We start from the raw sequence: 13,164 nt of genomic DNA on the forward strand, positions 1-13,164 counted from the left end.
CGGGTTAGTTTTTGACCCTGCCGGGTGGTGGTTTTTCGAGGCCGGGTCTCGGCCCGGCAGCCGACCTACCTTTCTTTGATTCGTCACCGGTACGCCGGCCGAAGAAAGGTAGGCAAAAGAAAGACGACCCGGATGTCCGCGACCCCTTCGCTGCGCTGCGGGGCAACCTGCGTCGGGCCGCCTGCGGGGTTCGCCGCAGAACTCACTGCGCGCTGCGCGCTACGTTCAAACATCACGGCGAGTCAGATCACGAAGCAAGCCTGTCCTCCGGCAGGCTTGCAACCCCGCAACCGCCACGACGCAGGCGCTGACATACGGGGAGCTTGCTCGGGCCTTCGCTGCGCTCGGCCTGGTTTCTTGATACGCAGCCGTTAAACTTGCGGCAGGCCGAAAGGCTTGGTGTGTCGTAACACCAATACAGAGGTGCGGCCCCCACCTTGAAGGGGGCTTTGTCATGTCCAGATTCCTGGGGCAGATGCGTCATCGTGCGTCCGTCTCAAACGGTTTTGGACGGGATGGGCTTACCCGCAAGGATGGCCGCACGTCTGTATACGTGTTACGAACATCCCGTCCACCCGTTGCCCGTCGTACGGTGGCGTGTGGTTCTCTTGATTCATACAGGAACCAAGACATGCACCCTCTCACCGCCGCACAGGCGTCTTCTCCCCAACCACCTTTTCTTCCCACTTGGCGGCAGGCCATGCACGCCTCGCTGGGCCTGGTGCACAGCACGCTGCAGCAGTTGATTGAACTGATGGTCGACGATCCCGACAGGGACGACAGCGAAGTCGATGTGGACTGCGCCGTGGAGCTGGCGCTGGAGCACATCAAGCGCATGAGTGTCCAGCAGCATGCGGACCGCTATGCCTTCGAGGTGGAGTGGATCAAGGCAACGGCGGCGCTGCGGCTGGCGCAGGGCGCTTTCGGGCGGCCTCAGTCACGCTTTGGCCTGCGGCTCAAGGATGCCATCCAGCAGTTGGAGATGCTGCCGGAGCTGGTGGAGTTCGTGGACCAGGACGACGGCGAGTGAACTGTGCGGCGTGCCCGTATCTCTGTGAGAAACTGGCCCGCCGAACACCCCCTTGCCTTCACCCATGGAACTGCGCCAGCTGCGCTACTTTGTCGATATCGCCAAGACCGAGCACCTGACGACATCGGCCAGAAACCTCTATGTCACGCAGTCCACGCTCTCGCATGGGCTGCGCCAGCTGGAGGAGGAGCTGGGCATGGCGCTGTTCGAGCGCATTGGCCGGGGGCTGAAGCTGTCGCAGGCCGGCGTGGTGTTCCGCAACTATGCGGAGCGTGCGCTGCATGAGGTGGAGGCCGGGCGGATGGCGCTGGCCGACCTCAGCGAGCTGCAGACCGGCACGCTGACCATCGGTGTGATTCCCACCTTCCTCAACACCCTGGTCGCCCCGGCCGTGGCGGCTTTCATGCGCGCCTATCCCAAGGTCAACGTGGTGGTGATCGAGCTGCTGGCCCCGCCCGTGGAGCAGGGATTGCTGGACGGCAGCCTGGACCTGGGCGTGAGCTTTCACCCGCCCCAGCGCGCCGAGCTGGACGCGCTGCCGCTGTTCGACGAACGCATGATGCTGCTGGTCAACCCATCGCACCCACTGGCCGGGCGCCGCACGCTGTCCGTCAAGTCGCTGACCGGCGTGCCCCTGGCCCTGCTGCCGCGCACGTTCTACACGCGCAGCCTGATCGAGGACGGGCTGCGCACCGCAGGCGTCACGCCCTTGCTGCGCGCGGAAATGGGCTCGGTGGAATCGCTGATCGCGCTGTGCCGCTGGGGCGACATGGCCACCATCGTCCCCGAACGCGCCGCCCAGCAGGCCACGGACATGGTGGCCATCCACCTGGTCGCCCCCCAGCTCATCCGCACGGCAGGCCTGCTGTGGCGTCGCGGTGCGAGCTACAGCGCAGCGGCACGCGAGTTCGCGGCGCAGCTGGCACCCGCCACGCGAACCAGCCTGGGCCGCTGAAACAAGAACTCAGAGGGTCGAGCGCGGCACCGGCTCTTTGGACCGGAGTGAACGCCCGGCAACAGAGCCGTAACACCGTCGCTCAGCGTGTGGGCCGACTGCCATTTGGGCGGTTTGAACCGGTGGTTTCTGTGTGATTGCCATGCACTTCCAGCATCGATTTCGGAAGTCGCCCGTTTCCTGAAGAATGGAAATTGTCCATTGCGCAGTGGCCTCCCTCAACCCTCCGATTTCAAGGAAGTTCCATGCCTGCAACCACTCAAGAAAAGCAAGACTATGTCAATGTCATCAACGCCATCTGGGGCGTTGGCGTCATCCCACAGAACACCATCGACAACATCAATGACGATGTGATCGAAAAAGTCGATGTGGCGCTTACATCGATCCGTGAATGCTCCAAGGCGATGATTGGCATCGATGCGGTGTTCTCGATCTTCTACGGCACGACGTACAGTTCGTGGAAGGCCCTGCTGGCCGCCGCCCGCGAGGAAGTGTCCAAGACGGGGGCCGACTGGATTGACGTCCTGCTCGGCTCTTCGCGCTACAAGATCTGCGTCAATACGGCCAAGGCCGCCAATCGCACGCATGTCCAGAACGCGCTGATCGAAGCATCGATGATGTAAAGGCTTGGCGGTAGATCGCCGTGCCGGATCGAGCGGGCTCCATCGTGGAGCCCGCTTTTTTTACATGGGCCCCTTCAAAAAGCCCTTGTCCTTCATCTCCCGGATTTCCTGGTCCATCCCTCGGCTATCCCGATCCAGAATTTGCTGAACCCTTTCGGCTCCTCTGCCATAGAAGCGGCAAAAGCCCGGCCGCTGTGCGGCATCCACCTTGGGCGCGTTGGCCTTGAGCGTGGCGTAGTCCTTTTCCTGGGCCTTGATGTAGTCGTCCGGTATGGAGCCGTTGGCTTTGAGAGTGCCGCCCAGCTTTTCCATCTTCTGCATGGCATCCACGCATTCAGGGGGCAGCGGCTCGGCACGGGGCGCACAGGCCTGCATGGTGGTTGCGATCAGAGCGAGGGCAAAGAGATGGACACGCATGGGAGAAATGTAGCAGCCCTGTCCGTGCAGGCATCACCGCCGAACACCGGCCTTGGCAGGACGTTCGTCGCACGCGCTGCGGGTCGCATGGCTTCGTCTGGCTTCCTGGGGCCTGCACCCTGGCATGGCAAGGGAAGGCCGGGTCGCCACCTGTCACACCCCTGTAAACCCCCACCACCACACTCCCCCCCTTCACCACCCCCACAAAAACCACATGCCGCTGAGCAAACTCCCCACATTGCAATCCCTGCTCCTGTCCCGCCGCCTGGCGCTGAGCGTCCTGGCCAGCGCCGCGCTGGTGGCCGCCTGCGGTGGCAGCGACAGCAACGACAGCACGACGCCCCCGGTGGCCAGCCAGCCCGCGACGGCCACGCTGGCCGTGCTGGAGACCACGGATCTGCACTTCAATGTGCGCAGCTATGACTATTTCAAGCTGGCCGAGGATGCCTCCTACGGCTTCGAGCGCACGGCCACGCTGGTGCGTGCGGCGCGCAAGGAGTTTGCCAATACGCTGCTGGTGGACAACGGCGACACCATTCAGGGCACGGCCCTGGCCGATTACGAGGCCGAGGTGGCCAAGATCCCCTGCACGCAGCAGCTGTCCATGTACAAGGCCATGGGCGCGCTGGGCTTTGATGCGGGCACGCTGGGCAACCATGAGTTCAACTACGGCCTGCCCTTCCTGAACCAGGTGCTGGGCGGCGGCCTGGACGTGGACGGCGTGGACAAGGCGCTCAAGTGCGCGGGCAACGGCTTTCCCATGGCGCTGTCGAATGTCTACAGCAGCAAGACCAAGCAGCCGCTGGTGCAGCCCTACGTGATTCTGGAGCGCAAGATCGCGGCCAAGGACAAGGATGGCAAGGCGGTGGAGCTGCCCATCAAGATCGGCGTGATCGGCTTCACCACGCCGGGCATCATGAACTGGGACAAGCGCTATCTGGAGGGCAAGCTCTACACCGAAGGCGCCGTGGAGTCCGCCCAGAAGTACCTGCCCGAGATGCGCGCCAAGGGCGCCGATGTGGTGGTGGCCATGCTGCACGGCGGCCTGGATGGCGCGGCCTACTCGCCGACGATGGAGAACCCCGGCCTGCACCTGAGCAAGGTGGCCGGCATCGACGCCATGGTCATGGGCCACCAGCACAGCGTGTTCCCGGATGCGGCGGCCACGCCGGCCTTCACGCAGGCGGGCGTGGACAACAAGGCGGGCACCATCAACGGCGTGCAGTCGGTGATGGCCAGTTCCTGGGGCAAGGCGCTGGGCGTGATCCAGCTGGCGCTCAAGTGGGACGGCAAGCAGTGGAGCGTGGACAAGAGCGCGGGCAAGAGCGAGCTGCGCAATATCCAGACCGGCAAGGACGCCGCAGGCAAGGCCACCTACGTGGCCGTGGACCCGACGGTGGCGCCGCTGATCGAGAGCCAGCACCAGGCCGCCATCCAGTACGTGAAGACGCCCATTGGCAGCACGGACTTCCGCATGAGCACGCTGTTCGCCGATGTGGGCGACCCGGGCGCCATCCAGATCGTCAACCAGGCGCAGCGCGACTATGTGGCCGACTATGTGAAGGCCAGCCTGCCGCAGTACGCGCAGCTGCCCGTGCTGTCGGTGAGCGCGCCGTTCAAGTCGGGCTTCCAGGGCGGCGCCGACTACACCGACGTGGCCGTGGGCCCGCTGGCCATCTACAACGCGGCCGACCTGTACCTGTACCCCAACACCGTGTATGCGGTGAAGGTGAATGGCGCCGACATCAAGGACTGGCTGGAGGCCGCTGCCAAGCGCTTCAACCAGATCGATCCGGCCAAGACGGGGGAGCAGCAGCTGATCAGCACCTTCCCGGGCTACAACTTCGACATGTTCACCACGGCCGATGTGCAGTACGAGATCGACGTGACCCAGCCCGTGGGTAGCCGCATCAAGAACCTGCAGTACCTGGGCAAGGCCATCGACCCGGCGCAGGAGTTCGTGATCGCCACGAACAACTACCGCGCCACCAGCGGCAAGAGCTTCATCGCCAAGCTCGACGGCTCCAGCGCCATCTGGGCCTCGCCGGATGCCAACCGCGACGTGGTGATCGGCTACGTGCGCAAGAAGGGCAGCATTACGCGCGCTGCCAATGGCGCGGCCAAGAGCTGGCGCTTCACCAAGGTGGCCACCTCGGCCAACGTGGTGTTCAGCTCCGGCGCCAACGCGCTGCCGGTGGCGCAGGCGGCGGGCCTGGCCAACATCTCGCTGGTGGCCGCCGATGACGGCTCGGGCAAGGGCACGTCCAAGTACCGCCTGGATCTGTCGAAGTAAGTTCCGGCAGGCAAGCAACAAAAAAGCCCCGTGCATCTGGCACGGGGCTTTTTTGCTTGTGCCGAACGGGCTTCAGCGCGCAGGCGGCATCTCGAACACCAGGCAGGTGGTCGTGGCATGGGCGTAGAGCGTGCCGTCGGGGCCGACCAGGCGCGCCTCGGCCGTGGCCAGCTGGCGGCCGCAGTGCAGCACGCGGCCTTCGGCGCGCACGCGCGGCACGCGCGGGGTCAGTGCCTTGACCAGGTTCACCCCCAGCTCGGCCGTGGTGTAGCCCCGGCCCGGCGGCATGCAGGTGTGGACGGCGCAGCCCAGCGCCGAGTCCAGCAAGGTGGCGAACCAGCCGCCGTGCACCGTGCCCATGGGGTTGAGGTGGTTGGCGCCGGGGCGGCCCTGGAAGACGGCGTTGCCTTCGCCCACGGAAATCAGCATGAAGTCCAGCGTGCGTGCAATGGGCGGGTAGGGCAGTTCGCCGCGCAGCATGGCCTGCATCAGCTCCAGCCCGCTGCGGCCTGCGACCTGGTCGGGGCGCGACACGCCTGCGCCGGGGCCGGCGTCCAGCCGGAGGGTGACCGCCTGTTCCTCGTCCAGCCAGGCTTGCAGGGCAGGGGAGATGGCGCCGGAGGTTGTGTTGCGGGCGGCCTGCTCCGGGGAGTGGGTGCGGGTGTCCATGGAATGTCTCTCTTTCATTGGGAAAAATGCGGGCGCCAGGCTGTCTGGGATGGCGGCGTGGATATTATTGTATCTACAACAGTTGTATATGCAATAATCTGCGCCATGCCAGTGAATCCAGACATCCTCGCCGTGCCCCAGGGCTGCACCAACCACCGCGTGCGCCAGCTCATGCGCAGCGTGGGCCAGGTGTATGACGCCCATCTGAACGAGACGGGGCTGCGCATCACGCAGTACTCGCTGCTCAGCCACGTGCTGGCCGCCAGTCCGGTGCGGCCCTCGGACCTGGCGCGGCGCATGCGCATGGACGCCTCGACGCTGACGCGCAACCTCAAGCCGCTGATCGACGCCGGCTGGGTGCGCATGGGCCAGGGCGAGGACCAGCGCAGCCGCCTGGTGCACATCACCGACGCGGGCCAGGCCAAGCGCGAAGAGGCCAAGCAAAGCTGGAAGACTGCACAGAACGAGCTCAACGCCCGCGTGGGCCTGGAGCGCGTGGCGGCCCTGCATGCGCTGATCGACGAATGCCTGGTGCTGCTCGATGGCGGCGATGGCGATGGCGCTGGTGGTGGCGCTGGCGATGGCAACGCTGCAGACGGCCCGCAGGCGTAGGCCCTACCGAATTCCCAACCCCCGAAGAGACTCCCATGCTCTCCAACTCCACGGCGCGCTGGCTGCAGCGGCGCGGCATCCACTACGGCTGGCTGGTCGCGGCCATCACTTTCCTCACCATGCTGACCATGTCGGCCGCGCTGGGCCTGCCGGGCGCCATGCTGCAGCCGCTGTCGCGCGAGTTCGGCTGGAGTACGGAGCAGATATCGAGCAGCCTGGCGCTGCGCTTTGCGCTGTTCGGCCTGCTGGGGCCGTTTGCGGCGGTGATGATGGAGCGCTTCGGACTGCGTGCCGTGATGTGCATGGGCCTGGCCCTGGTGGGCGGCGCCATGGCGATGGTGACGCAGGCCACGCAGCTGTGGCATCTGTTTTTGCTGTGGAGCCTGCTGCTGGGCATGGGCACGGGCCTGACGGCGCTGGTGCTGGGCGCCGTGGTGGCCAACCGCTGGTTTGCGGCGCGGCGCGGCCTGGTCATCGGCGTGCTCACGGCCAGTGCGGCCACGGGGCAGCTGGCCTTCCTGCCTCTGGCCGCCTGGATGATCGAGCACTGGGGCTGGCGCTCGGCCACGGTGCCGGTGTTCGTGGCCAGCGCCTTGATTGCCGTGCTGGCCCTGCTGTTCGTGCGGGACCGGCCTTCGGACCTGGGCCTGGCGCCCTTTGGCGGCGATGCCTCGGCCCCGCCGCCACCGGCCATGGCCATGAACTTCGGCACGCCCTTCAAGGTGCTGGCCGAGGCCGCGCGCAACCGCACCTTCTGGCTGCTGGCGGGCACCTTCTTCATCTGCGGCCTGTCCACCAACGGCCTGGTGCAGACGCACTTCATCTCGCTGTGCGGCGACAACGGCATGGGCGCGGTGCCCGCCGCGTCGGTGCTGGCCATGATGGGGGCCTTCGACTTCGTGGGCACCGTGCTGTCGGGCTGGCTGTCGGACCGCTACGACAACCGCAAGCTGCTGTTCTGGTACTACGGGCTGCGCGGCCTGTCGCTGTTCTGGCTGCCGCATTCGGAGTTCACCTTCTACGGCCTGGGCCTGTTCGCCATGTTCTACGGGCTGGACTGGATCGCCACAGTGCCGCCCACGGTCAAGCTCACGGCCCAGCATTTCGGGCCGCAGAAGGTGGGGCTGGTGTTCGGCTGGATCTTCGCGGCCCACCAGCTGGGCGCGGCCACCGCTGCCTGGGGCGCGGGCCTGACGCGCACGTTGCTGCTGACCTATACGCCCGCGCTGTATGCGGCCGGCCTGGCCTGCCTGGTGGCGGCGGTGATGGCGCTGGTGATAGGGCGGGCGCGCAAGGCGGCGGCGGTGGCCGCGGCCTGAAGACCCTGCGCGTCGTCAGTACAGCTGGCGCCTGCCCGGCTGCAGCAGGACGACCAGGGCGCCCGCGCCACCTTCGGCCGGGCGGGCCTGCACAAAGGCCAGCACTTCCTTTTTCTGCACCAGCCAGCGCAGCACGCGGCCCTTGAGCACGGGGGTCTTGCCGGGCGAGCCCAGGCCCTTGCCGTGCACCACGCGCACGCAGCGTATGCCGGTGCGGTGCGACAGGCGGATGAACTGGCCCAGCGCCTCGCGCGCCTCGTCCACGCGCAGGCCGTGCAGGTCCAGCTGGCGCTGGATGCTCCACTGCCCGGCGCGCAGCTTGTGCGTCACGTCCAGGCCGATGCCGGGGCGCCGGAAGCTGAGCTGGTCGTCGGTGTCCAGCAGGGTGCTGACGTCGAACTCGTCGCTCATGGCCTCCTGCAGCACGCGCTGCTCGTCCAGCTCCAGCTGCAGGGGCAGCGGCTCGGGGGGCTCGGGGGCGTGGAGGTGGCGGGCGTGCGCGGACTTGAGCGCATGCACCGGGCCCACGGTGTTCTCGAACAGCTTTTGCTCGGCCAGGAGGCGGCGCGCCGCCTCGGCGCGCTGCTGCTGGAGCAGGGCCTCTTGGGCGGCGGCTTCGGCCAGTGCGCGGCGCACTGGCGCGAGGTCCTGCAGGCTGGTGGCTTTCAAAGTCATGGTGACGCCGGTTGTACCGCAATTTCGGCACCCCGGCGGCCATGGCGGGCCCAGCCGGGAGCCGGGGTCCTACAGCATCCCCTGGCCCGCCATGGACAGCGAGGCACCGGGCGCCACGATCACATGGTCCAGCACCTGGATGTCCACCAGGCGCAAGGCGGCCTGCAGGTTCTGCGTGACCGCCTTGTCGGCGGCGCTGGCCTGGACCTGTCCGCTGGGATGGTTGTGGGCCAGGATGACGGCGCCCGCATGGTGGTGCAGGGCGCGCAGAACCACCTCCCGGGGGTAGACGCTGGTGCGCGTGAGCGTACCCCGGAACATTTCTTCCAGTGCGATCAGCCGGTGCTGGCCGTCCAGGAAGAGCACGGCGAACACCTCATGCTGGCGCGCCGCCAGGTGCAGCTGCAGGTAGCGCGCCACGGCCTCGGGCGAGGCCAGGGCCGGGCGCTCGCGCAGTTGCTCGGCCATGGCGCGGCGCGCCAGTTCGAGCACGGCCAGGAGTTGCGCGCACTTGGAAGGCCCCAGCCCCTTGATGGCCTTCAGGTCGGCGTGCCCGGCCTGCAGCAGCCCGGACAGGCCGGCCCGGCCGGGCAGCTGCAGCAGTTCCTGGGCCAGCTGCAGCACGCCCTTGCCGGCCATGCCGGTGCGCAGCACGATGGCCAGCAGTTCGATATCGGAAAGCGCCGAGGGGCCGCGCGCCGCGAGCTTTTCGCGCGGCTGGGCCTGGGCAGGCAGGTCTTTGAGAGCCATGGTTCAGCCAGGTGGGGGGCGCCGCAGGGACACCGTTGCACGGGGCGTGGGGGCATGGATGTTTTTCTACAATACGGGCCAGTTTATCGGGACTTCCATGACCTCTAGCGCTTCTTCCTCGGCCCTCCCCACGGTCCAGACCGGCTCGTTCCTCACGCTGCACTACCGCCTGTCCGGGCCTGCAGGCGATGTGATCAACACCTTCAACGACAAGCCCGCCACGCTGTCCCTGGGCGCGGGCGAGCTGTCGCCCGCCGTCGAGCAGCGCCTGCTGGGCCTGGCCGAAGGCACGCGCACCACGTTCGAGATGCCGGCCGGCGAAGCCTTCGGCGAGCGCAACGGCGACATGATGCAGTGGGTGGCGCGCAAGCTGATGAACGAGCTGGGCGACCCGCACGAGCAGTACGCGCCCGGCGACGTGGTGCAGTTCCCCACGCCCGACGGCCTGGGCAGCTACGCGGGCGCCGTGGTGCAGGTGCGCGAGGACGGCGCCGTGCTGTTCGACTTCAACCACCCGCTGGCGGGCCAGCCGGTGACGTTCGAAGTGCAGATCATCGGGGTGCTCTGAGGTGCTGGATTCGACCTCGCCCCAGGAAATCCTGCTGGCCGAGCCCCGGGGCTTCTGTGCCGGCGTGGACCGCGCCATCGAGATCGTGGAGCGTGCGCTGGCCAAGTTCGGCGCGCCCATCTACGTGCGCCACGAGATCGTGCACAACACCTTCGTGGTCAACGATCTCAAGGCCAAGGGAGCGATCTTCATCGAGGAGCTGGACGACGTGCCGCCCGGCTCCACCCTGGTGTTCAGCGCCCACGGCGTGAGCCGGGCGGTGCAGGAAGAGGCGCGGCGGCGCGGTTTCTCCATCTTCGACGCCACCTGCCCGCTGGTGACCAAGGTGCATGTGGAAGTGGCCAAGCTCGCCAAGGAAGGCTACGAGTTCCTGATGATCGGCCACAAGGGGCATCCCGAGGTCGAGGGCACCATGGGCCAGCTGTCCGAGGGCATCCACCTGGTCGAGGACGAGGCCGATGTGGCCCGTGTCACCCCCCGCCAGACCGAGAAGCTGGCCGTGGTCACGCAGACCACGCTGTCGGTGGACGATGCCGCCGGCATCACGGCGGCCATCCGCGCGCGCTTTCCGCAGGTGCGCGAGCCCAAGCAGCAGGACATCTGCTATGCCACGCAAAACCGCCAGGACGCCGTCAAGGTGCTGGCGCCGCAGGTGGATGTGCTCATCGTGGTGGGCAGTCCCACCAGTTCCAACAGCAACCGGCTGCGCGAGCTGGCCGCGCGCCTGGGAACGCCCGCCTACATGGTGGACAACGCGGGCGAGCTGTGCGAGGAATGGTTTGCCAATGCCGGGCGCGTGGGCCTGACGGCCGGGGCCTCCGCACCCGAAGTGCTGGTGGACGAGGTCATCCAGCGCCTGCGCCAGCTGGGCGCGCTGTCGGTGCGCAAGATGGATGGCATCGAGGAGACCGTGAAGTTCCCGCTGCCCAAGGGCCTGAAGATCGACGCGGCCACGGGCCTGGAGATCTCCGTGGGCAAGCAGCCCGAGACGGGCGGCTGAGCCGCAGGCGCAGCGGACATTGGCCAAAAAGCAAACGGGCGCCTGGCGCCCGTTTTGCATGGTGAGGTCGAAAGCCTCAGCTCCACAGATCCAGCGGCGGATCGGAGGCCACGGCGCGCAGGATGTCGGTGCGGCTGATGAAGCCGGCCAGCAGGCCCTGCTCATCGGTCACGGGCAGGCCCGGCAGGCCGGTCTCCAGCAGCACGCCGGCCACGCGGCGCAGGTCGGTGGTGGTGGCCACCGTGGGAATGGGGGAGATCATGACCTCGTTCACGGGCCGGCGCGCCAGGGCAATGGCGTCCTTGATCGCACCGGGCTCGGGCAGCAGGTCCAGCGGCGCCATATCGGCACGCAGCAGCAGCCCGACCACGCGGCCACCGGCATCCAGCACGGGGGCCTGGGCCACGCCATGCTCGGCCAGCACGCGCCAGGCGTCGTTGACACCGGCCTCGGGCGATACCGTCACGGCCTCGTGGCTCATCACGTCGGCCACGGTCTGCAGGGGCTGGCGTGGCTGGCTGGGGCCTTTTTCCGTGGAAAGGTAGGCATCGACCGCTCCGCGCAGCCGCGGAGCGGGCTCCGGCGCGGCGGCAGGCTGGCCCGCGAGGTCGGCCAGGATGGCGGGGAACGAGGCGGCGGCGTCGCCCGCCATCACATCGGCCGAGCGTGTGCGCAGGGCCTGCGGGCGTTGTACGCGGCGCACGGGCGCCACTTGGCCCAGCCGCTCGGCGGGACCGCGAAACATCTGTCCGTTGGGACCGAAGACAAAAAACATGGGAGCTCCCGGGTGCGCAAACCGCTGTGGGCGGCATATCGGAAGTATCGGCGCTGGCGCGGGATTTCTGTAGCGGCAAGACCCCCAACGCCCAGGGGCGGGCGCTGCCATGGCGATACCGCCTAAAATTGCCGGCTATGCTCGATATCCTTCTTCTTCGCAAAGACCTTGACTCGGCCGTCGCACGGCTGGAGACCCGCAAAAAGCCCCAGGCCTTCCTGAATGTGGAGGCCTTCCAGTCCCTGGAAGCAGAGCGCAAGTCCCTGCAGACACGGACCGAGGAGCTGCAGTCCAAGCGCAACCAGCTGTCCAAGCAGATCGGCATGCTGATGGGCAAGGGCGAGAAGGACGCTGCCGAGGCCGCCAAGGCCGAAGTCGGCAGCCTCAAGACCGAGCTGGACCAGTCGGCCACGCGCCTGGAGCAGATTCAGGGCGAGCTGCAGACCATGCTGCTGGCCGTGCCCAACCTGCCGCACGACAGCGTGCCCGTCGGTGCGGACGAAAGCGGCAATGTGGAGGCGCGCCGCTGGGGCACGCCCAAGACCTTTGATTTCGAGGTCAAGGACCATGTGGACGTGGGCCAGCCGCTGGGACTGGACTTCGACATGGGCGTCAAGCTGTCGGGCTCGCGCTTCACCGTGATGAAGGGCCCCATCGCCCGCCTGCACCGCGCCCTGGCGCAGTTCATGATCGACCTGCAGACCGACTCGCATGGCTACACCGAGTGCTATGTGCCCTACGCCGTCAATGCCGACTCGCTCAAGGGCACGGGCCAGTTGCCCAAGTTCGAGGGCGACCTGTTCGCCGCCAAGAAGGGCGGCCAGGACGGCGAGCCGGTGCCCGACAACGCGGCGCTCTACCTGATTCCCACGGCCGAGGTGCCGCTGACCAACTTCGTGCGCGACGTGGTCGTGGCCGAGGACCAGCTGCCCATCAAGCTCACGGCCCACAGCCCCTGCTTCCGTTCCGAGGCCGGCAGCTATGGCCGCGACACGCGCGGCATGATCCGCCAGCACCAGTTCGACAAGGTCGAGATGGTGCAGATCGTGCATCCGGAAAAGAGCTACGAGGCGCTGGAAGAAATGACGGGCCACGCCGAGGCCGTGCTGCAGAAGCTGGGCCTGCCCTACCGCGTGATGAGCCTGTGCACGGGCGACATGGGCTTTGGCGCGGCCAAGACCTATGACCTGGAAGTCTGGCTGCCTGCGCAGAACACCTACCGCGAGATCAGCTCGGTCTCCAACTGCGAGGCCTTCCAGGCCCGCCGCCTGCAGGCACGCTTCAAGAACGCCCAGGGCAAGAACGAGCTGGTGCACACGCTCAACGGTTCCGGCCTGGCCGTGGGCCGCACGCTGGTGGCTGTGCTGGAGAACTACCAGAACGCCGACGGCTCGGTGACCATCCCCGAGGCGCTGCGCCCGTACATGGGTGGACAGACTTTGCTGAAGGCCTGAATTTTTAGGCTATAATTTCAGCTT

Annotated in this window: 14 protein-coding genes; 9 read left to right on the forward strand and 5 right to left on the reverse strand. The window is 67.1% G+C overall.

Going from position 1 to position 13,164, the window contains the following annotated elements:
* Positions 1-631: 631 nt before the first annotated feature.
* The 3 genes from DACI_RS09435 (at position 632) to DACI_RS09445 (ending at position 2,608) form a co-directional block, all read left to right on the forward strand.
* A complete protein-coding gene (locus tag DACI_RS09435; RefSeq protein WP_043781065.1) occupies positions 632-1,030 on the forward strand; it encodes a hypothetical protein in 399 nt (132 codons plus the stop codon).
* Between the two features lie 64 nt (positions 1,031-1,094).
* On the forward strand, positions 1,095-1,985 hold the full coding sequence (locus tag DACI_RS09440) for a LysR substrate-binding domain-containing protein (RefSeq protein WP_012203821.1): 891 nt from the start codon (positions 1,095-1,097) through the stop codon (positions 1,983-1,985).
* Between the two features lie 245 nt (positions 1,986-2,230).
* The gene (locus DACI_RS09445) at positions 2,231-2,608 is read left to right on the forward strand and encodes a hypothetical protein (RefSeq protein WP_012203822.1); all 378 of its coding nucleotides are present in this window, start codon (positions 2,231-2,233) and stop codon (positions 2,606-2,608) included.
* Between the two features lie 60 nt (positions 2,609-2,668).
* Here the strand turns inward: DACI_RS09445 and DACI_RS09450 are convergent, their stop codons facing one another.
* The gene (locus DACI_RS09450; protein ID WP_157059636.1) at positions 2,669-2,929 is read right to left on the reverse strand and encodes a hypothetical protein; all 261 of its coding nucleotides are present in this window, start codon (positions 2,927-2,929) and stop codon (positions 2,669-2,671) included.
* Between the two features lie 310 nt (positions 2,930-3,239).
* Here DACI_RS09450 and DACI_RS09455 point away from each other — a divergent pair, with 310 nt between their 5' ends.
* Complete coding sequence (locus tag DACI_RS09455; protein WP_034390839.1) at positions 3,240-5,318, forward strand: bifunctional 2',3'-cyclic-nucleotide 2'-phosphodiesterase/3'-nucleotidase; 2,079 nt, start codon at positions 3,240-3,242, stop codon at positions 5,316-5,318.
* Positions 5,319-5,390: 72 nt separating this feature from the next.
* On the opposite strand, the gene DACI_RS09460 is transcribed toward DACI_RS09455, so the two are convergent.
* The gene (locus DACI_RS09460) at positions 5,391-5,987 is read right to left on the reverse strand and encodes a PaaI family thioesterase (protein WP_043781068.1); all 597 of its coding nucleotides are present in this window, start codon (positions 5,985-5,987) and stop codon (positions 5,391-5,393) included.
* A 105-nt stretch (positions 5,988-6,092) separates the two neighbouring features.
* On the opposite strand from DACI_RS09460, the gene DACI_RS09465 reads away from it, so the two are divergent.
* Both DACI_RS09465 and DACI_RS09470 read left to right on the forward strand, forming a co-directional pair.
* Positions 6,093-6,599 carry a MarR family winged helix-turn-helix transcriptional regulator gene (locus tag DACI_RS09465; protein WP_012203826.1) on the forward strand — a complete coding sequence of 169 codons (507 nt, stop codon included), beginning with the start codon at positions 6,093-6,095 and terminating at the stop codon, positions 6,597-6,599.
* Positions 6,600-6,634: 35 nt separating this feature from the next.
* Positions 6,635-7,918, forward strand: a complete 1,284-nt coding sequence (locus tag DACI_RS09470) for an MFS transporter (protein WP_012203827.1) — start codon at positions 6,635-6,637, stop codon at positions 7,916-7,918.
* Positions 7,919-7,933: 15 nt separating this feature from the next.
* On the opposite strand, the gene DACI_RS09475 is transcribed toward DACI_RS09470, so the two are convergent.
* Positions 7,934-8,593 carry a Smr/MutS family protein gene (locus DACI_RS09475; RefSeq protein WP_012203828.1) on the reverse strand — a complete coding sequence of 220 codons (660 nt, stop codon included), beginning with the start codon at positions 8,591-8,593 and terminating at the stop codon, positions 7,934-7,936.
* Positions 8,594-8,662: 69 nt separating this feature from the next.
* Positions 8,663-9,343 (reverse strand): RadC family protein, encoded by a 681-nt coding sequence (gene radC, locus DACI_RS09480; protein WP_012203829.1) that lies wholly within the window; start codon positions 9,341-9,343, stop codon positions 8,663-8,665.
* A 97-nt stretch (positions 9,344-9,440) separates the two neighbouring features.
* Between radC and DACI_RS09485 the strand changes: the two genes are divergently transcribed.
* Entirely contained in the window at positions 9,441-9,911 is a 471-nt protein-coding gene (locus DACI_RS09485) for an FKBP-type peptidyl-prolyl cis-trans isomerase (protein WP_012203830.1), read from the forward strand.
* A 1-nt stretch (position 9,912) separates the two neighbouring features.
* Positions 9,913-10,911: a 4-hydroxy-3-methylbut-2-enyl diphosphate reductase gene (gene ispH / locus DACI_RS09490; protein WP_012203831.1), complete on the forward strand. Its 999-nt coding sequence runs from the start codon at positions 9,913-9,915 to the stop codon at positions 10,909-10,911.
* A gap of 76 nt (positions 10,912-10,987) precedes the next feature.
* Here the strand turns inward: ispH and DACI_RS09495 are convergent, their stop codons facing one another.
* Positions 10,988-11,686 carry a CBS domain-containing protein gene (locus DACI_RS09495; protein ID WP_012203832.1) on the reverse strand — a complete coding sequence of 233 codons (699 nt, stop codon included), beginning with the start codon at positions 11,684-11,686 and terminating at the stop codon, positions 10,988-10,990.
* A 137-nt stretch (positions 11,687-11,823) separates the two neighbouring features.
* Between DACI_RS09495 and serS the strand changes: the two genes are divergently transcribed.
* The gene (gene serS / locus DACI_RS09500) at positions 11,824-13,140 is read left to right on the forward strand and encodes a serine--tRNA ligase (protein ID WP_012203833.1); all 1,317 of its coding nucleotides are present in this window, start codon (positions 11,824-11,826) and stop codon (positions 13,138-13,140) included.
* Positions 13,141-13,164 lie beyond the last annotated feature (24 nt).

The sequence above is a fragment of the Delftia acidovorans SPH-1 genome, assembly GCF_000018665.1.
Lineage (GTDB): Bacteria > Pseudomonadota > Gammaproteobacteria > Burkholderiales > Burkholderiaceae_C > Comamonas > Comamonas acidovorans.